The following is a 20,389-nucleotide window of genomic DNA, read 5'->3' on the forward strand; positions in this document are numbered from 1 at the left end:
CAAAATGAAGAAGCACTGCAGCCTATTAGGTTGCAGTGCTTCTTCTATCTGATCATTCATTCGAGTTACAGATCAGCCTTTAACCCCGCCTGCGGTTAAACCTTCAATGATTTGTTTTTGCAGAACGGCGTAAATAACCATGACCGGCACGATGCTATATACGATACCCGCCGACATTTGAGCGTAATTCGTGTTATAGATATCGCGGAAACCGACCATCCCGACCGGCAGCGTTCGCAATTCGTCGGTGGAGATGAAGAAGTTCGCCATTAGAAACTCGTTCCAGTTTCCGATGAAGTTGATGATAAATACGGTTACCAAAGCCGGAACTGTGATTGGCATAATGATTTTAGCGAAAATCCCTTTTGCACTCAAACCATCCACGACAGAGGCTTCTTCGATTTCACTCGGGATCGATTTCATAAACGCAGACAAGATGATAACCGTAAATGGGATCGCCCCGGCGGTGTAAGGAAGGATTAGTGCCATATGGGTTCCCAAAATAGGCTGACCAAATATCACTAACTTATTTAATAAGATAAAAATAGGCAAAAGCAAGGCGCCGCTCGGAATGAGCAAGCCGATCAGGATGAATTGATACAACCCTTTGCTCATTTTCTTATAGCGCATCCGCGTAATCGCAAATGCTCCCATGGACGAGAAGATAATCGTCGCAATGGAACATAGCGTCGCGATATACAAACTATTAAGGAAGTAAACACTGATTTTCGCATTCACCCAAGCCTCGTAGTAGTTTTCGAAATGAAACGAAGAAGGGAATCCGAACGGATTACTTGCGATCGCCTGATTATCCGACTTGATGGAGGAGAAGAGGACGAATAGGAACGGGTAAAGAGTCACGACTAAATAACCTATTAAAATAATATGGGGGATACTCTTCTTCACTGATCGTAGTGTCATCGTCATTAGTATTCGACCCTTTCGACTCTTCTGGCAATTAAGAATTGGTACAAGGCTGTAAGAATGAGAGAGAACATGAAAATCAACACCCCAATGGAGTTTCCATATCCATACTTCGCATTCGTGATCCCGTATTTAATTAAATAGGTTGCCATTACATCGGTTACCCCGCCTGGACCGCCATCCGTCATGACGATGATAATATCGGCCGCTTTCATCGCACCTGAGATGGAAAGCATAATGACTACGGAAATGATAGGCATGATAAGCGGCACCGTAATGCGGGTTGCACGGGTCCAAGCGCTGGCCCCATCGACAATGGCAGCTTCATCGATTTCTCTGGGAATGGACAAGATTGCAGCAAGGACCATGACGACGTAGAATCCCGTCCACTGCCACGCATTGGTGATCAAGATCGAAAACATGGCCCAACTGGTGTCGGATAACCACATGACAGGCTGAAATCCGAGTTTAGTCAAAATTTGATTGAACAAGCCGATATCCGGTTCATAGATGAAACTCCACAAAATTCCGATTACCGCAGTTGACATAACGGAAGGAACAAATATTGCTGTTTTATATAAACCCTTGAGTTTCTTGACGTTACTGATTAAGAGAGAGAAGAAGATAATGACAGGAACTTGCACGAAAACCGAGAATAGAATGAATTTCCCGTTATTGAGAACGGAGTCCCAGAATAATACATCCCCAAACGCATGCTTAAAGTTCGTCAAACCATTAAACTTCGCTTCGGTAAGACCGTTCCATTTCATAAAGCCCGTAGTGAAGGCAGAAATCATCGGATAAATGAAGAATAAGAGATAGAGTAGAAGGAGAGGCAGCAAAAACAGGATATAGGTCCATGGGTTTCTTAATGTTTTATTCATCGGTTCCTCCGCGATAATCAGACATTGGCTGTATGAGTCGTGCTTATAAAAAAAGTACCACCCACTCTGAGGCGGGTGGTACTTTCCTTGCTTATCCTCTTTTAGAAATCGTCGTTGTTTGCTGCATTTTGCGCTTTTTGCACGCCGTCCAGCATGGCCTTAGGCGTAATTTTGAGGCCGATTAGTTTTTGGATGCCTTCGCTGATCGCTGTATTTACGTCCGGTTGAACCAAGGAATCGAATGCAGGGAAAGCGCCGCTTGCTTTGTTACCAACTTCAATGATTTCTTTCACGAGATTAGAAGCTTTAGCGTTAGCCAATTTCGAGCTGTTTACTTTCATGGAAGGCAAGACGCCGTCTGCTTCAAGTCCGCGAATTTGCATTTCGTCATTGTACATGTTCTTGATAAACGATTTTACGAATGCCAATTGCTTCTTGTCATTTTTAACTTTTGCCGAGAAGCCGTAGCCGTTAGAGAAGCCGCCGTTTACAGCCGTTTGGCTGCCTTTGCCGCCTGCAACGGATGGAACTGGGAAGTAGCCAACTTTGTTCGTGAGATCGCCGGCTTGTTTAGGATCCGCAAATACGCTGGAAGCCCATGATCCGTCATACATCATGATCGCTTCGCCACGGATGAGCTGGTTGCGTTGTTCGGCATAATCCAAACCGAGCTCGCCTTGTTTAAAGTAGCCTTTTTTCACCCAATCCTGGTACTTCGTGAAAGCTGCCACCATTGGCGCACTATTCCATTTCGTTTTACCGGTTGCAAAACCGTTCGTAATGTCCGGACCTGCGTAACGGGACCACAGCGTATTGGCTGTCATTAACGGCACCCATGCGGCTTTGGAAGCTTGAGCAAAAGGCGTTTTCCCGTCTTTTTTAATCGTTGCTGCTAAAGTCTCAAGTTCAGCCAATGTTTTTGGCGTTTTCAAGCCATGGGCTTTGAAGTACTCTTTATTGTAGAAATAACCCTCTTGGTAACCGCCGATAGGCAAACCGTATACTTTTCCGTTCACCTTGAATTCGTCCAAAGAAATAAACTTATTAGACAAGCCAAGCTCTTTCAGAATCGGTGTAAGATCGAGCAGTCGATTTGCTTCAACATACAATTGTGTATCTGCTCCACCGAACAGATCGAAAATCGCAGGAGCTTTGTTGACTACCATTTCAGAACGTAATTTCTCTTTGCGGTTGACGTCCGAATCTACGCCGTCCAGCTTGTATTTTACGCCGGGAACCTCTTTTGAAACCCTGCTCAAGACATCTTTTAGGATATTGAAGCGTTGCTGTTTCGCCTCGCCCAATTGCGTATGTCTGATCACGATGGTGTCGGATTTTGTTGCCGCACCAGCCGAACTTAAGACAGTTGTCGACGCAATTACTAAGCTAAGCGCTGGGACTAGAAGCCTCTTTTTCATTGTAAATGAACCTCCCAATATGGTTTATGTATCTATTTCAGAATAAGATTGTTAGAAAATTTTGAATAGGGGGATATTTCCATTATAGAAGGATAAAATTATACAACTAAAGTCACGAATTGATGGGCACTTTGGTTCTGTCTTCATCGAATTCTTGAATTTATGGGCCAATTGCTAGAGTAATATGGATCATATCTATGGTAGCGGAGCACCTAAAGGAGGGAGAGTGTTGCAGGGTGTGCAAGTGGGGTCGGAGGTGGGGCGATAGCGCTAACGGTTGTGACAGTGGCTATTTGGTGTAATCAGCCCTGTTTTATTTTCTAACGGTTGCGAGAGAACTTATTTGGGAATTTTCCTATAGGAATCGAGCATTTTGAGGCAAATAAGGCTTGTCACAACCGTTAGAGCTGGAAAAGCAGTAAATTTCGCGAAATAGCCACTCTGGCAACCGTTAGAATTGTATCCCTGTCGATTGCCTCTTATGTTACTAGGCGATAAGTACGATAGCGCTGGTTTCCACTTGCAACCTCCAGCATTTTTTTCTCCATTAGGCCGCGAAGGAGCACTCGGACGCGATTTTCGGTGAGCTGCATGTGGCTTGCTAGCTCGGTCGGTGCAACCGGACGGAGTAGTCTGTGAACATAGCGCATAATTTCGGCTTCAGCCCAGTTCAGTCCGGTGGGAACTGCACGGGCTAGAAACTTTCCAACGAATGAAAGGACGAGTTGCTTGCAAACGCCAGGATCATCTCGGATGGACAAGTATGCAATGGGGAGGAATATCCAGTCATCAAGAACGAGCAGTGATTGTTTCATACATAAATCTTTAAACCGGCTGACCTCAATATCCCTGGCATGGCTTCGATAATCCTGAATTTCAATACAACCTTTTAGAGTGCCTGGCATGTACGCAAGGTCAAGATAACGATACCCATTATTAAAGTCTCTGACTTCGAATTCAGGGGACAGATGTTCTAGATTGCCAATGGCAGGAAACCAGACTAAGCGCAAAAATTCTATTGATCCGTGACTCAATCCTTTCATAAGTATTTCTCGTCTCCTTGGGCTTTTCTCCTCGGCAATATGCTGCTCGATCCAGTTATGATAGACTTCGTCAAATCTGCTCATTCCTCTTCACATCCCTCTCCATGAATAAAAAATACCGCCTCAGTACATCATTGTCGAATTGACATGACGTACCGAAGCGGTATGTGCTTCACACCGTATATAGTGTGAAATATACCATGATATGGGAATCAATTCAATACGCGGTTTTCCACTGGATTACTTCCAATATAGTGCTTTACAGGACACCTTAAGGTGTTATATTATGAATTATGACACTGATTGGTGTCCTATAGTAAAATATGAATAAAGGAAGTGGATTTACGTGCATATACTAGCCATCATTCTTCAGAGCTGGCTGCTTTTCTCCATGGCATTCTTTGGTGGAAGCAAGCTTGCAGGAGCCAAACATCAAGTCGAACTATTTGATTCCGTGAAACTTCCCCAGTGGTTCCGAGTTATTACGGGTATCGTTCAAATTGCAGCATGCGTTGGGCTCATTATCGGTTACTGGTCAGCAGGGTATGCCGCATGGGCAGGGGTATTGGTCGGCGTTATGATGATCATAGCATTGATTGCGCATCTAAGAGTCAAACATCCTTTTGCCAAATGGTTCCCGGCTCTATTAAACCTCTTGATTGCTGCCGGAGTAGTCATTCTATATGCAGACGAAATGTCCAATCTATGGGGATAGGCCGTACTTCAAGTCCACGATATAGTTCGTGGGCTTTTTTATATGTAGAAGCTAGTAACCCTAAGGTAACCTAGTGAATTTAAAGTGCGTACTATTCATTTCCAGTATTGTTGTTTATATTCTAATTGACGGGCCATTAAGAAGGACCAAAGAAGGCGTAATCCAGGCACATGATCAGATCTGTATACAATTCAGAAACGGAGTGAAAATGGATGCAAAAGCGACAATTGGGACGAACCGGACTGGAAGTTTCCACGTTAGGTTTTGGTGCAATGGAAATTCGGGGACCTCGAATCTGGGGAGGCCGTCCTGTTACGGATGCGGATGCGGAGCGGATATTGAATGCCGTCCTGGATGCCGGAATTAATTTTATTGACACGGCTTACGATTACGGATTAAGTGAAGAGTACATTGGGCGATTTATCAGCAATAGGCGGAGCGAGTATTTCTTAGCAACCAAATGCGGCTGCACGGTTGTCGATGCTGGAGATCATGATGAGACGCCTCATGTATGGACAAGAGATAATCTACTGCGCAATGTGGATGTAAGTTTACGGAGAATGAAGACCGACTATATCGACCTAATGCAACTTCATAATCCGACCATTGAACAAACCGATGAAGGACAATTGATTGATGTGCTGAAAGAAATTCAAGCAACCGGTAAAGTCCGGTGGATCGGAATCTCTTCAACGCTTCCTCATATCACGAAATACATCGAAACGGGCGTATTCGACAGCTTCCAAATCCCTTACTCGGCACTTGAGCGCGATCACGAAAACGTGATTTCAACAGCAGCACATTCAGGTGCAGGAACCATCATCCGCGGCGGAGTCGGGCGCGGCGAACCGGGCGTAGGTCTGGGTAACGGGGATAAATGGGCAGCCTGGGAAAATGCCAAGCTCGATGAATTATTGGAAGAAGGCGAAAGCCGTACAGCGTTCTTGCTGCGCTTCACCTTAAGTCATCCTGACTTGACGACAACGATTGTCGGGACGAAGAGTCCGGAGCATCTGACGGAGAACATACGAATTGCCCAGAAAGGCGTGCTTCCGACCGATGTTTATGAGGAAGCGAAACGTCGTCTTCTGGATGCGGGTCAATCGCCTAAAGCATAGATGACTAAATGATACAGAAGCCACTTCGACAAGAAGTGGTTTTTTATTTACTCCAAGGACCTCAAAGTCGAATCCTAACAAGTTAAGTCGAATGGCAAAAACCGACTTGTAATCGCTTCCATTCGTAATTATAATGAAGGCGCAGTCTTCCTTAAACGTTTCGGATACTGCATCCATTCATTTTCCATCAAGAAAGGAGTGTACAGGTTTCGAGCTGATACCCACCACATTTTCAGTCATACTTCACTCAAGCGGAAGTAACGAGCTAAAATTAGGGGAGGTTTATCTGTGAAGAAAATCGTTTTTTTACTAGTTGCAACCCTTCTTGTTCTAACGTTGGCAGCCTGTGGCAGCAACAACAATAATCGCGGTGAGTCAGCGAATTCGAATAGTGGTACTAACAAGGCAGACACCGGCAAAGAAGTAGTCATCAAGTTCCCGAGCTACAAAACGGGAAATAACGTCGGAGCTATCTTTTACCTTCCTCAAATTGAGCGCTTTAACAAGAAATATGCAGGCAAGTACAAGATTGAAATCGAGGAAATCGTCCAAGACGAATACTCGAAGAAAATTAAACTCCTCTATCAGCAGAAGAAATTACCCCCGCTTATCGAAGTCGACAAAGAGCTAGCCGACATTATGATTAACAACGGCGATCTCCTCGATCTGAAACCTTACATCGACAACAATCCAGAAATCAAAAACATTTTGATTGATGATTCAGTTAAATATAACACGGACAAGAATGGCAAGATTGTTTCGCTGCCGCTTGCTTTCGAGCGTCCGATCGGCCTGTATTACAACAAAGAATTGCTTCAGAAAGCCGGAATTACCGAGCCGGCGACGACTTGGGACGGATTCTTCAGCGATCTGGATAAATTGAAAACAGCCGGGGTTACACCGTTGTCCCTCATGACCGGCGAGAATGGTTGGACGACGATGCTGCTTGCTTCTGCCATGATCGCCTCTGAGCCGGAAGGTCAGGAGCTGTTAACGAAAGGCGATATCGTGACGAACTTTAACTCGCCGCTGTGGGTGGAGACCTTTGCCAAGGTACAGAAGCTGCTAACGGATTACACAACGAAGTCCGCGCTAGGTGCGACTTATTCCATCGCAGCCAATGAATTCTTCAGCGATAATACGGCCATGATTGCGAACGGCCCATGGATGGTCGGGGATTTCAGCAATCCGGACAAAGCCTCCGAGGGTTTCGCGGGCAAAGTAGGCGCGACCATTTATCCGAATGGCGTCGCGCTCGGCTCTGCTGACGGATACTGGTATTCCATTCCGAAGGATACGCCGCAGGAAACGGTGGATGGATTGATCGAGTACTTCAAATTCATCTACTCACCGGATGAATTAAATGCATTCCTGGTAGCGGAAGGCGGCTTTGCTCCGAAGCTTCCGATGCCGGATGATGCGAAAGCGAAACTGGATCCGGTCCTGAGACAGTTGAACGATGAAGTGGGCTCCAAGATGAAAACACTCAACCGATTGATTTACGATATCGTGCCTCAATCCGTCTCGGACCTGTTTGCCAAAAACTTGCCGCTCCTGGCTACGAGCGATATGACGCCCGAACAGTTCTGTAAAGCGATGACAGACACGGCCGAGAAGTTTAAGAAATAATGCAGTAGTTAGCCAGCTAGAATAGGTTGTGCAAGAAGCGCGGAGCAATAACTAATGCGCTTCTTGCACAGACAAACCGCTCTTCGGGAAGGAGTTCGGTCATGTTCAAGTACAATAAATTCTGGGTGTATCTCTTTATCGTGCCTACGCTTATCGTCTTTCTGATTTTCTATTTCGTTCCCATTCTGACCGTGTTTACAACCGGATTCATGGAGTGGAATGGCTTTGATTCGGCCAAATTTATTGGATTCGATAATTATAAAATGATTTTCACGGACGACAATTCGATTCTGGTCTCCTTAATGAATTTATTGAAATGGTCGCTAATCGCCACCTTCATTCATGTCCCATTCGGAGCGTTAGTCGCGTTTATTATCTTTAAGCGACCGGTCGGCTGGCGATTTGTGCGCGGAGTATTCATGATTCCCAACGTTATCGCGGTATCCGCATGGGCAATCATCTATCGCTTTATCTTCAATGACCAGATGGGCCTGCTCAATAATTTCATTCGAAAGCTCGGCTTCACGAACTTTCATACGAATTGGTTCTTCGATCAGCAGTACGCGTTCTCAGCAATCAGCTTAACCTGGGTCTTCTACGCGGTAATCGTGACGCTGCTCGTTTTATCTGACCTCATGGCGATTCCTAAAGAGCTCCATGAAGCGGCCAAAATTGACGGAGCAACAGAAGCTCAAATCCACTGGAGGATCAATTTGCCTTTGATTCGGGGTTCGCTTGGGACTTCGGTTATCTTATCGATCATAGCGAGAATTACAATGTTCGAGGCGATCTTCTTGACGACCAAAGGCGGTCCCGGGAACTCCACGTATAATATCTCGGTCATGCTCTACGACGGCATCATTAACTATCAATTCGGTTATGCCAATGCGGTCGCAACGATCATGATTATTCTGGGAATCGGCGTTCTGGCCATTACGACCAAGGTGTTCAAGATGAACAAAAGTGTCTACAACTGATAGGTGGTGATCCTGCTGTATGAAGGCTGAACCTTTGAAACGCGGCCTGGTAGGGGCTTTCAGTTATTTGGTGCTCTTATTCACAGTCTGCATATCGCTAGTCCCGCTGCTCTGGATTGTCGTTTCTTCGTTTAAATCGAACAAAGCGATATTGAACACGCCGTTTGCGCTTCCGGTAGAATTTAACTTTCATGCCTATTACTCGGTGCTGAAGATGAATAACTTCTTAAGCAACACGACTAACTCCGTATTGATATCGGTGACTTCGACACTTATTGCACTTCTGTTCTATGCGTTAGCGGCTTATTCTTTTGCGAAATTCGATTTTAAGGGAAAACATATTCTGTTCGTTCTGTTCTCCATTACGCTGCTCATTCCCGGCCATGCTACGGCACAGCCTATTTTCTCTTTCATCAATATCACCGGACTTTACGATACGAGATTGGCGCTCATTGTCGTATACATATCGGCAGGATTGGCTGTATCACTGTTCATCTTGAGGGCTACGTTCCTCTCCATTCCTAGAGAGCTCGATGAAGCGGCTTATATGGAATCGGCTAACTTCTGGCAGGTGTTCTTCTATATCAATTTGCCGCTTGCGCGATCAGGCTTGGCAACGGCAGGCATTCTCATGTTCCTCGGCAACTGGAATGAATTTTTCTATGGGTTTATGCTGACGGCTTCCGCTGAGAATCGGACGCTGCCTGTCGCCTTGCAGTTTTTTACCGAACAATTCTCCTATAACTACACCCAGCTGTTCGCAGCACTGACGCTCGTGACGCTGCCTAGCATTATTTTGTATATGGTGGCTCAGGAACAGGTGCAGCAAAGCGTTGTCAGTGGCGGCGTGAAAGGTTGATGAGCGTTTGGCGACGATAAAAGATATTGCTAGAATGGCCGGTGTATCGACAACTACCGTTTCCAGAGCGCTTAACGGATATGATGACGTTAGCCAAGAGACGAAACGCAAAATTCATGAGATTGCCGAAGAGTTGGATTATTCTCCTAATGCGGTAGCGAGAAGCTTGGTATCGAGCAAAACCCGCACCATTGGCGTTATTTTCTCGGGACTTAAGTATTCGGGGGGGAAAGACAATCTCGCCTTCGAGATCTTATGCGGCATCAATGATCGGGCAAACGAGATGGAATATGACATCTTGTTGTTCAGCACAAGTCCGTCCAAGCAGCGGATCAAATCCTACTACAACTTATGCAAGGAGCGAAATGTGGATGGAGCCATTATTTTCGGCTTAAGGGTCGACGATCCGTACCTCGAGGAAGTCATAAAGAAGTCTAATTTTCCGTGCGTTCTGATCGACATCCCGTTCTCGAATGAGATTCTGGGCAATGTGACAACCGACAATATTGAAGGGGTTAGATTGGCCATTCATCATTTGATGGAGTGGGGCCATACGAATATCGCGATGATCAACGGTTATGTTGAAGCACATGTCAGTGAACAGCGGCTAAGGGGCTTTAAGAAGGCGCTCTTCGAACGCGAGTATGCCTTCGATTCTTCGAAAATTTTCGATGGGAAGTTTTCCGAAGAGGGCGGGGAACAGGCGATGATGCGTATTTTGGACGAACATCCGGGGGTTACCGCCGTATTTTGCTCCAGTGATCTGATGGCGCTCGGCGCGATGAGAGCTCTCGAGAAGAGGGGGAGAAAGGTCCCTGATTCGGTATCCGTGGTCGGCTATGATGATATCATTCTCTCCTCGTACTGTACGCCGAAGCTGACTACCGTTCATCAGAACAAATACGAGATGGGCTGGGCATCGGCCAAGCTGCTGATCGAGATGCTGGAAGGAACAGATGTTGACCACAACGTGGTGCTAAAGAATGAATTGATCGTACGTGAGAGTACAAAGCGGTTGCTGTAAACCCTTCGTGTACATTAGGCTGGCGATTATCCCAAACGTTTAAGTAACCGTTCATTATTTTCAAATGGAGGTTGGTATACAATGAGACTTAGCGCCGAGGAACTGGAAAGCGGCAAGTTATCTCCGGAAACGTTAGAACTTGCCATTCAGTTGATCAAAGTCAACGGGTATGTGTTGTTTGAAGAAGTTTTGCCGCGAGCACAGGTCGACGAGCTGTTTAATAGCTATACAGCCATACTGGATCCCTACTTCGAGGAGCATCGCGAAGAGATTCTTAATCCGAAGAATGGATTTAACGATGGCACCAACCACGTACGACTCTACTTGCCGTTTGAGGAGCCGTTCTGCGATGAAGCGGTTATTGCGAATCCATTCGTGACTGAAATCGTGGATCGGATTTTGGGTGAGGATAGCGTAATGACCTATTTCGCGACGAATACGTCAATGCCCGGCGGAAGAAAGTCACAGCCTGTCCATTCGGATACATCCTCGCGATACGGAGACAAATACGCTGCGAATTTGCCGATTGCCAATTTAATTGTCAATTATCCGCTTGTGGATGTTCATGAGAATAACGGTCCGATGGAGATTTGGCCGGGCGGGACGCATTTGCATCCGGATAACTGGTATGCGCCGAATGCATTCAGCAAATCTAAGCTCGCCGAGCATATGCATGGGATCAAGATGCTGATGCCGGCAGGCTCCATCTTGATTCGCGATGATCGAGTATGGCACCGCGGCACGCCGAACAAGTCCGATAAGCACAGGCCGAATATCGCGCTAATTTACTCGGAGAACAGGCAGCGTGAAGGCACGATTCAAATACCGCAAGAAACGTACGATCAGCTGTCTGTGAAAGCACAGCGTTTGCTGCGTAATGAGAAGATCGGCTTTCCTGTTGCCGAGCCGAAGCACTAGTAGGTAATTTAGAAAAAACCGCATTGCACCCTGAGAAGAGGGTTGCAATGCGGTTTTTGGTCTGTGCTGCTGTGGCGGCGTTCCACCGTACGAGTTAAGATTCGTTTCTATTCTTGAAATCAGTAAGCACTTCATCAATAATTCGTTTTGCGACGGAGGCAAATACAGGGTTAGTGTCCTTGTAATACGGCAATGCGAACAAGCCCATCGACAATGCATAGCCGCGGCCCCGAGCCCAGGTTGCGTCATCCGGCTGCAGCACAGCACGGAATCTAGGCCGCGTTGCATCGGTGAGGATACTCCAAGCAAACAGCATGTCGCATGCGGGATCGCCTAAGCCCATACAGCCAAAGTCGATAACGGCGCTAATGCAGCCATTCTCTATGAGTACGTTCCCTGCGTGAATGTCACCGTGAATCCAGACACCGGCTCCTTGCCAATCGGGTACTCCAAGAGCTTCTTCCCAAGCCAGTGTTGCCGCGCGTTGATCAATCATACCTTCGAGTTCTGTAATGGCCTTGCGAACACCGGTATCTCTCGGTGCTAACGACATGCCTCGTGAGGATGCCGGAGGTATGACCTCGCTGCCAAGGTCGATACGCTGCATGGCGCCGACGAACTGCGCGATATCAGCTGCAGCTTGACCCAAATCGTCAATTCTCCCGACAATGGCATCCGCTCCCTTAAACCATCGATAGACAGCCCACTGCCAGGGATAACCTTCGGCAGGGACCCCAATAGCGAGCGGGGCAGGAATGGGAAGCGGCAGATGTGGAGCAAGTTTTGGCAGCCAATACTGCTCCAATTCAGCTTGACCAGTTGCCCAATCAATGCGAGGCATTCGAACGGCTAAATCCTCGCCAAGCAGATAAATCGCGTTGTCCGTTCCGCTGGACTGTATCCGAGTAAGCGGAAGCTCCGCCCACTCCGGGAATTGCTCCTCGAGTAACCGTCTCACCAGCGAGGACTCAATTTCCACTTCGTTATTGTGCATTTTGACAGGTTTTGAAGCGGGTTTTAATCGATCTATATTTGTCATAGAACCTCCTGAAAGTGTTGTGCGTTATGGCTGCGGCTTCCAATAGTTGTATGGTTTTCATTGCAATCACGCTCGCTCTCGAATAGGATGAATTTATTGTATGAGAATTTTTTACTTGTGGCAAGGTTGGATGAGCTGACGAACCGTACGGCGCTTATTTGTCCATTAATGACTCCGAAATAATTCTAACGAACCGTAGGGGTTCTATTTGTCGGTTTTTGCGTAGTTGCTATTTAGCCGATTATATCCAAATAACGCCTCTACGATTCGTCAGAATCTCGAAGCACCGAAATTCAGCCGAATAACGCCTCTGCGGTTCGTTAGATTGTCACCGCATGCAAAATGCAAGTGCCAGTCCTGAAATAAGCCAACCCGTGATGAAGGGTTGGCTTATTTTGTGTGCTCGCGTTTGTTGTCGGCATCCGTACAGTTGTGATAGGATGAGAAACAGACTCTCAGCTCGGAATCGAGCCAATAAGAGTCTTGGATTTGGATAGAAGAATAGGAGATTTGCTTGATTATGACGAACAAGAACAGTCGGAACGTGTTTAGATTAGCGATGCTGCTCGGAATATTCTCGACACTCGGGCCTTTTACGATCGATATGTATTTACCAGCTTTCCCTGAAATTGTGAAGCAATTCGATACGACAGCTTCACTGGTACAACTCAGCTTAACCGCTTGTTTACTCGGACTCGGCATCGGCCAGCTGGTCATGGGTTCGCTGAGCGATGTATATGGCAGACGTAATCCCCTGCTGATCGCCATGGCTGCATATGTTGCCGCTTCGTTAGCTTGCGCAATCTCGCCTACTATCGGGTTGTTGATCGCATTCCGGTTCGTGCAAGGGTTCGCCGCAGCGGCTGGCATTGTAATATCCCGTGCGATCGCACGCGACCTGTACAGCGGTCATGAACTTACGAAGTTTTTCTCGATGCTCTTGCTGGTCGGTAATTTAGGTCCGCTCGTGGCACCGGTTTCCGGCAGCGGTGTTCTTTCTTTCACGACGTGGATCGGGGTATTTATTGCACTGGCACTACTGGGAATCTATCTATTAATCATGACCAAATGGGGACTGCAGGAGACGCTGCCATCTGATCTTCGCAGGCCCAGCAATTTCGTGGAGCAGCTGCGGAACTATGGATCGCTCCTGCAAGATCGCCAGTTTCTCGGCTATATGCTTGCACAGGGCATCATGATTGCAGGGGTTTTCGCCTATGTTTCGGGTACGCCTTTTATTTATCAAAATATCTATGGGGCCTCCCCGACCGTATTCGCTCTATTATTTGCATCGAACGGCATTAGCTTAATCATCGGATCCCAGCTGGTTGGACGGATGTCGCATCGCGTATCCGAACAGGCCTTTCTGCTATTCGGCCTTGGGCTTGCCTTACTGGCAAGTGTCACCGTCTTAATTGTCGGCATTGTCCATGGACCGCTCGTCGCGCTGGTAATTCCGCTGTTTATGTTCGTAGCGGCTATTGGCATCACATCAACGGCAGCATTCCCGCTTGCGATGGAGAGCCAGGGGCATATGGCTGGCAGTGCGGCTGCGCTGCTTGGCGTTGTTCCCTTCTTACTTGGAGCGGTTGTCTCCCCGCTTGTCGGTATCGCAGGAGAAGACACCGCCGTTCCGCTAGGCGTCATTATATTATTGACAAGCCTCACCGCGTTGCTGGCTTATTACCTTCTGGTAAGAAGAAGCCCGCGTACAGCAGCTCACGTTAGCGGCATGGGAGTAAACGGAAGTGAACAGCTTTGCGAGTAGCTGGCTAAGCGGTGTAGTTTGCTGATGATGTATACATTATTTTGCAATTTGTGCACGAAATTCAGGAAAATAGTCTTGTTTGACATCCATATTTTAGTATAATAGACAGACAAACATTCGTGTTTACTAAACCTCTTATTTATTAAGAGGTTTTTTATTAGGTTTGCGAGATTATACATCGATGAACAAGAAGGGACATCCTAGATGAAAACCGTCAAAACAAAGATTATGATTGCCATTATTATGTGCTCGGTTGTCGCAGTACTGGTTGTTGGATTAATCGGAATCAATACAGCCAATCAAATGCTGAAGCATTCCTCCGACGAGGCGGCCAAACTGAACGTCGATTCCAATGCGAAGAGCTTGAATCTTACGATTGAGGCGATCGAGCAGTCGGTGAACGGACTTGCTGTCTCGGCCCTCTCGATGCTGGATGATGTACAGAAATTTAAGACAGACGCTGGTTACGTGAAGGATCTTCAAGAGAAAATCAGACCCTTGGCCGAACAATTCTCGCAAAATACCGAAGGCGCCATGGCGTTCTATATCCGGTTCAATCCGGATTTCACCGCTCCTACATCGGGACTGTTCCATGCGGATTCGGACGGCGATGGCAAGATCGAACAATTGACGCCTACGGATTTCAGTCAGTATGATCCGACTGATCTCGCTCATGTGGGATGGTATTATATCCCGGTGAACGCTGGCAAACCGGTGTGGCTTGATCCTTATATGAACGAGAACATCAACGTCGAAATGATCAGTTATGTGGTACCGATCTTCAAAGAAGGCGAGTCCATCGGTATCGTAGGCATGGATATTAACTTTAACTTATTTACAGATATCGTCAGCAGCATCAAGCCTTATGCGAATAGCTATGGCGCGTTGCTTAATGCGAATCTTGATTTCCTCATTCATCCGCAATTAAAGCAAACCGATAATATGGCGAAGATTCATGCGAATTTAGCGGAACAGATCAAGAAGCAAGAACTTGGAGTCACGACGGTGCAAGAAAACAACGAAGACAAGATGATCTCTTATGCAAGGTTGTCCAACGGGCAAACGCTGCTGATTGATTCTTCGAAAAGCGATATTTATAGCGATGTGTTCACGCTCACAAAGCGTATTATGATCGTACTAATCTGTGTAGCTGTTATAGCCGCCTTAGTCGCCTATTGGATGGGCAGCAGAATTTCGAAGCCGCTGAAGACTCTTATTCTCGATATGAGGCGTGTAAAGGAAGGCGATTTTACGGTTCGGACATCGATTGGCAGCAAGGACGAAATCGGTGAGATTGGATCGAATTTCAATAGTATGGTGGAAGAGCTGGAGAACCTCACGAGAAACATTCGCACGGTATCCGGACATATTCATTCATCATCTCGTTCTCTTGCTTCCGTAGCTGAGGAGGTAACGGCATCTTCGGAGGAAGTTTCGGCATCCTTGCACGAGATTGCCCAAGGCAATAAAATGCAATCGTATTCGATCGAGAAGAGCTCTGAAATATCCGCGAATCTATCCGATAAATTCAAGCAGCTTTACGACAATACGAACGTCATTCTTCAAGTCGTGGACGGTATGCAGGCCAGTAACGAGAATGGTATGTCGTTGATGAAAGATTTGAACGCCATCAATCAAGATAACGGGCAAGCGATAAACAACATCGAGCGGGAAATCTTCAATCTGAATGACAAAACGCAAAACATCAGCACGATCATCGAGCAATTATCCCATATCGCGAATCAGACGAATTTGCTGGCGCTCAATGCCTCAATAGAATCAGCGAGAGCGGGCGAGGCAGGAAAAGGTTTTGCTGTTGTGTCAAGTGAAGTGAGGAAACTGGCAGAGCAGTCACGCAAATCGACGGAAGATATTAGTGAGATCATCCTGAATGTGCAGTCGGACGCGAGCCATACGGTCGGCGCGATGAAGCAAGTGAAGGAGAGAACGTTGGAGCAATCTGAAGCCGTTCACCAGTTAAGTCAGGCATTCGGCATGCTGTCGGGCACAATCAATCAGATTACGGAAATTCTTCAAACGAACGGAGCGTTCATTACCGAAGTGTCCGGCGATTCCAGTCAATTGGCCGGTGAGGTTCATGAGATGTCGTCCATTTCCGAGGAGAGCGCTGCATCCTCCGAGCAAGTATCAGATACGATGGCAGAACAGGTGAAAGGCTTCGGGAAAGTTGTCGAAGAGGCAGATGCGCTCAATCAATTGTGTACGACGCTGAATGAACTCGTGAAGAGATTTCATGTGAACGAATCTCGGACTTGATTTAACTTTTGTTGTCAATTACAGCTTTATGAGCTATAGTGAGGATAATTTCATATTGAAGTACGGGTGCTGGATGGAGTCTGGCTGAGATAGGGAACGTTATTTCCCTGACCGTTAATCTGAACCAGGTAATGCTGGCGTAGAGAACGTATCGAATCCAAACCATTCGTATATTCTCGAATGGTTTTTTTCTATGGTTCATGCCTGCTTTCCTACGGAAAGGAGAACATAGGTAATGAGAGAATCCATCATTTCGCAATTGCAGCAGCAGGTAGAGGAGCGACAGGGTGAACTGTTTGCTTTGCTCGCCGAGTTGATCGCATTCCCAACAGTCAGCCCGCCTGCGCGAAACACGTTAGATGCGCAGCGGTTCTTGGAGGACTATCTTCGAGCGAATGGATTTGAGACGGAATTATGGGAGGTTTATCCCGGCGATCCGAACGTTACGGCGATCAAACGCGGTACGCAGCGGGAGACGCATCAAAGCCTGCTACTGAACGGACACATGGATGTAGCCGAGGTTGGAGATAGCAGCGAGTGGCACGAAGCCCCCTTCCGGCTGACCTTGAAGGATGGCAGAGCCTACGGCAGGGGAACTGCGGATATGAAAGGCGGGCTTGCCGCTCTTCTATTCGCCGTGAAGCTGTTGACCGAAGCCGGAGTAGAGCTGCGAGGCGATCTGCTGTTTCATTCCGTTATTGGGGAAGAGGCAGGCGAAGCCGGGACGCGTGCTTGCATGGAACGCGGATATACGGCGGATTTTGCCGTTGTGGCGGATACTAGCGCAATGGCTATTCAAGGACAAGGCGGCGTCATCACCGGCTGGGTGACGATTCAAAGTCCGGTTACCTACCATGATGGCATGCGAGCACGCATGATTCATGCAGGCGGCGGCATTCAAGGGGCTAGCGCGATCGAGAAGATGGCCAAACTGATTACAGGGCTGCAAGAGTTAGAGCGACACTGGGCTGTGACCAAATCCTATCCCGGTTTTCCGGCCGGTTCGAATACGATTAATCCTGCCGTTATTGAAGGGGGTCGCCATGCGGCCTTCATCGCAGATAAGTGTGCCTTGTGGATGACGGTTCATTTTTATCCGAATGAAGATTATGAAACGGTTGCCGCTGAGGTGGAGGAGCATTTGCTTGCCATCGCGCAAGCCGATCCATGGCTGAGGAACAATCCGCCTACTTTCCGTTGGGGCGGTCGGTCTATGATTGAGGAACGCGGCGAAATATTCCCCTCTCTGGAGCTGGACACAGAGAGCGAGGGGCTGAAGACATTGTTCGCGGGCCACCAACGAGTGATGGGCACTGAACCCCAGATGGGCATGAGTCCAACCGTAACGGATGCAGGCTGGATCGGACGTGCAGGAATCAAGACGGTTATCTACGGTCCGGGTGAACTTGCGCATGCGCATGGCGTTAATGAAAGCACAGCTATGAAGGAACTCGTGGATTACGTCAAAGTCATGATTGGCTTCATAGCGGAATGGTGTAATCGGAGAAAGCACGGCGACAAGTGACGGAATAGGTAAGAGGATGGAGGAAAACCAGTGAGTCGTTTTAGTGAAAGACTGTACCGTTCAGCGCATGAGATTTGGGTCAAGAGCCATCAGCATCCGTTTCTGACGGAATTGCGGGAAGGGACGCTTGATCCGCAGCGCTTTATCTATTATTTGAAGCAAGATTATGTCTATCTGATCGATTATGCCAAACTGTTCGCGATGGGCAGCATGAAGGCCAGAGATATGGAAACGATGGTAAAGTTCGCAGAATTGCTGCATTCCACGCTTCATATCGAGATGGAACTCCACCGGGGTTACGCAGCGCGTTTCGGCGTCACGCGAGAGGAGCTGGAGCAGACGCGTCCTGCGCCGACTACGGTTGCCTATACCAAATATTTGCTGGATGTCGCTGCACAGGGCTCCCTCGCAGAAGTGGTGGCCGCGCTGCTGCCATGCATGTGGAGTTACCAGGAAATTGGGGCAACCTTTATGAAAATTCCGGGCGCCTTGGATCATCCGCTTTATCGGGAGTGGATCTTGATGTACGGTTCCGAGGAATTCGAGGCCTTAACCCTATGGTGCATTGGTTTGATGGATCGTTTGGCAGAAGACCAGCCTGAGGCGGAGCTTGCACAGTTGGAGGAGCGTTTCCTCGTCGCATCCAAGCTTGAGTATATGTTCTGGGATATGGCCTATCGACAAGAGGAGTGGCCGGTTTGAGCACAAACATAGAGGCGGGCGGGCAGCAAGCCGCGTTATCGGTACGCGGGCTCAGCTTTTCTTTTCCGCAGGAATCACCATTATTCGAATCGCTCAGCTTCACGATTAAACAAGGCGAGTTTGTTAGCATCCTGGCGGCAAGCGGGATCGGCAAAACAACGCTGTTCCGGCTGTTGTCCGGACTGCTTGCTCCTACAGCGGGCACGATTGCTATAGGCGCAGCAGGCGACTCCGCGACAGCAGCAACGAAGCTTGGGAAGATTGGCTATATGCCGCAGAAGGACTGCCTTCTCCCATGGAGATCCGTGCTCGATAATGCTGCAATTGGCTTGGAGCTGCGCGGAACATCGAAGCGGGAAGCCCGTCGCCAAGTCGTAGAGCTGCTGCCGGGTTTAGGGCTGGAAGGAACGGAAAACAAATTCCCGCATGAGTTATCCGGCGGTATGCGTCAGCGCGTATCGTTTCTGCGCTCCTTACTGGGCGGAGGGGAGCTGTTCCTGCTGGATGAACCCTTCAGCGCCTTGGATGCCATGACGCGGATCAGTATGCAGGAGTGGCTGCTGCAAGTTTGGGAGCAGCACCGCAAGACGATTCTATTCATCACGCATGACGTTGATGAGGCGCTGCTCCTATCGGATCGGGTACTCGTTGCTGCGCAATCACCTATCACGACGCTTCGTGAGCTGAACGTCAATTTGCCTCGCCCTCGCGGCTATGAAGCGGCGCTGGATGAGACGTTCATCAACTTGAAGCGACAGCTGCTGGATTGGATTGGTTTCGGTGTCGGCCGCTCGAATGGAGGAAATAGGTCATGAAACGAAGCATAATCGCTAATGTGCCTGTCCTTGTATTCATCCTGCTGCTTGCTTTGCTTTGGGAAGTAGGAACGAGGGTCATGAACATCCCGCATTACATCATTCCAAGGTTATCGGATGTGTTCGTCTCCATGTGGGAGAATAAACAGCTGCTGGGGAAACATTTTGGCGTCACGCTGGGAGAATCTCTGCTCGGGCTGGGCATTTCCGTCCTGTTCGGAACGCTGGCTGCCGCTTGGATTGAAAGCTCCGGTTTAGCGAAGAAGACGATTTACCCGCTTATTGTCGGCTCCCAAACCATTCCGATTATCGCTTTATCACCAATCATGGTCATGTGGTTCGGTTATGAGATATGGAGCAAGATTGCCGTGGTCGTCTTGTTCACGTTCTTCCCGCTTGCTGTGAATACAGCAGATGGGCTTCGCTCGGCAGATCCCGATATCGGGGAGCTGATGCGGACAATGGGGGCTCGCAAACGCGATCTCCTCACGAAGTGGAAGATTCCCTCTGCACTTCCGGGATTCTTCACGGGGCTGAAGATGGCAGCGGCGATCAGTGTTGGCGGCGCAACGCTTGGGGAATGGCTCGGCGGCGAAAGTGGTCTCGGGATGTACACGAAGCGGGCATCCAATATGCTGCGCGGTGAAGCGGTGTTCTCAGGGGTGCTTTTGCTATCGGCTATGGGAATTATCCTGTTCCTCGCGGTTCAATGGTTAGAGCGAGCTTGCCTTGGTCATCGCAGAAGTTAAGTGAA

General features: G+C 48.0%; 18 protein-coding genes and 1 riboswitch. Of the genes, 13 read left to right on the forward strand and 5 right to left on the reverse strand.

Annotation, left to right across the window (positions count from 1 at the left end):
- Positions 1–72 precede the first annotated feature (72 nt).
- The 4 genes from AC0YNS_RS15050 to AC0YNS_RS15065 form a co-directional block, all read right to left on the reverse strand.
- Positions 73–927, reverse strand: a complete 855-nt coding sequence (locus tag AC0YNS_RS15050) for a carbohydrate ABC transporter permease (RefSeq protein ID WP_475781786.1) — start codon at positions 925–927, stop codon at positions 73–75.
- Positions 927–1,808 carry a carbohydrate ABC transporter permease gene (locus AC0YNS_RS15055; RefSeq protein WP_475781787.1) on the reverse strand — a complete coding sequence of 294 codons (882 nt, stop codon included), beginning with the start codon at positions 1,806–1,808 and terminating at the stop codon, positions 927–929. Before AC0YNS_RS15055 ends, AC0YNS_RS15050 begins: the two co-directional genes overlap by 1 nt.
- 101 nt (positions 1,809–1,909) lie before the next feature.
- Entirely contained in the window at positions 1,910–3,226 is a 1,317-nt protein-coding gene (locus AC0YNS_RS15060; RefSeq protein ID WP_475781788.1) for an extracellular solute-binding protein, read from the reverse strand.
- A 479-nt stretch (positions 3,227–3,705) separates the two neighbouring features.
- Positions 3,706–4,353 carry a transcriptional regulator gene (locus AC0YNS_RS15065; RefSeq protein WP_475781789.1) on the reverse strand — a complete coding sequence of 216 codons (648 nt, stop codon included), beginning with the start codon at positions 4,351–4,353 and terminating at the stop codon, positions 3,706–3,708.
- Between the two features lie 262 nt (positions 4,354–4,615).
- Between AC0YNS_RS15065 and AC0YNS_RS15070 the strand changes: the two genes are divergently transcribed.
- From AC0YNS_RS15070 to AC0YNS_RS15100, 7 genes are all read left to right on the forward strand, one after another.
- Complete coding sequence (locus AC0YNS_RS15070) at positions 4,616–4,984, forward strand: DoxX family protein (RefSeq protein ID WP_475781790.1); 369 nt, start codon at positions 4,616–4,618, stop codon at positions 4,982–4,984.
- Positions 4,985–5,196: 212 nt separating this feature from the next.
- A complete protein-coding gene (locus AC0YNS_RS15075; protein ID WP_475781791.1) occupies positions 5,197–6,102 on the forward strand; it encodes an aldo/keto reductase in 906 nt (301 codons plus the stop codon).
- Between the two features lie 288 nt (positions 6,103–6,390).
- Complete coding sequence (locus AC0YNS_RS15080) at positions 6,391–7,731, forward strand: ABC transporter substrate-binding protein (RefSeq protein WP_475781792.1); 1,341 nt, start codon at positions 6,391–6,393, stop codon at positions 7,729–7,731.
- Positions 7,732–7,832: 101 nt separating this feature from the next.
- Positions 7,833–8,708: a carbohydrate ABC transporter permease gene (locus AC0YNS_RS15085; RefSeq protein ID WP_475781793.1), complete on the forward strand. Its 876-nt coding sequence runs from the start codon at positions 7,833–7,835 to the stop codon at positions 8,706–8,708.
- A 19-nt stretch (positions 8,709–8,727) separates the two neighbouring features.
- Positions 8,728–9,567: a carbohydrate ABC transporter permease gene (locus AC0YNS_RS15090; RefSeq protein WP_475781794.1), complete on the forward strand. Its 840-nt coding sequence runs from the start codon at positions 8,728–8,730 to the stop codon at positions 9,565–9,567.
- A gap of 7 nt (positions 9,568–9,574) precedes the next feature.
- The gene (locus AC0YNS_RS15095) at positions 9,575–10,591 is read left to right on the forward strand and encodes a LacI family DNA-binding transcriptional regulator (RefSeq protein WP_475781795.1); all 1,017 of its coding nucleotides are present in this window, start codon (positions 9,575–9,577) and stop codon (positions 10,589–10,591) included.
- Between the two features lie 81 nt (positions 10,592–10,672).
- Positions 10,673–11,509, forward strand: a complete 837-nt coding sequence (locus AC0YNS_RS15100) for a phytanoyl-CoA dioxygenase family protein (RefSeq protein ID WP_475781796.1) — start codon at positions 10,673–10,675, stop codon at positions 11,507–11,509.
- 94 nt (positions 11,510–11,603) lie between these two features.
- On the opposite strand, the gene AC0YNS_RS15105 is transcribed toward AC0YNS_RS15100, so the two are convergent.
- A complete protein-coding gene (locus tag AC0YNS_RS15105; protein WP_475781797.1) occupies positions 11,604–12,548 on the reverse strand; it encodes an aminoglycoside phosphotransferase family protein in 945 nt (314 codons plus the stop codon).
- 520 nt (positions 12,549–13,068) lie between these two features.
- Between AC0YNS_RS15105 and AC0YNS_RS15110 the strand changes: the two genes are divergently transcribed.
- From AC0YNS_RS15110 to AC0YNS_RS15135, 6 genes are all read left to right on the forward strand, one after another.
- Entirely contained in the window at positions 13,069–14,316 is a 1,248-nt protein-coding gene (locus AC0YNS_RS15110) for a Bcr/CflA family efflux MFS transporter (RefSeq protein WP_475781798.1), read from the forward strand.
- Positions 14,317–14,520: 204 nt separating this feature from the next.
- Entirely contained in the window at positions 14,521–16,593 is a 2,073-nt protein-coding gene (locus AC0YNS_RS15115) for a methyl-accepting chemotaxis protein (protein WP_475781799.1), read from the forward strand.
- 52 nt (positions 16,594–16,645) lie between these two features.
- A riboswitch (TPP riboswitch) is annotated at positions 16,646–16,756 on the forward strand.
- Positions 16,757–16,828: 72 nt separating this feature from the next.
- Positions 16,829–18,118, forward strand: coding sequence for an acetylornithine deacetylase (locus tag AC0YNS_RS15120; protein ID WP_475781800.1), 1,290 nt, complete (start codon positions 16,829–16,831; stop codon positions 18,116–18,118).
- 30 nt (positions 18,119–18,148) lie between these two features.
- Positions 18,149–18,820, forward strand: coding sequence for a thiaminase II (tenA, locus tag AC0YNS_RS15125; protein ID WP_475781801.1), 672 nt, complete (start codon positions 18,149–18,151; stop codon positions 18,818–18,820).
- Complete coding sequence (locus AC0YNS_RS15130) at positions 18,808–19,635, forward strand: ABC transporter ATP-binding protein (RefSeq protein ID WP_475781802.1); 828 nt, start codon at positions 18,808–18,810, stop codon at positions 19,633–19,635. Before tenA ends, AC0YNS_RS15130 begins: the two co-directional genes overlap by 13 nt.
- Positions 19,632–20,384, forward strand: a complete 753-nt coding sequence (locus AC0YNS_RS15135) for an ABC transporter permease (RefSeq protein WP_475781803.1) — start codon at positions 19,632–19,634, stop codon at positions 20,382–20,384. Before AC0YNS_RS15130 ends, AC0YNS_RS15135 begins: the two co-directional genes overlap by 4 nt.
- Positions 20,385–20,389 lie beyond the last annotated feature (5 nt).

Source organism: Paenibacillus sp. J22FR21 (assembly GCF_056269135.1).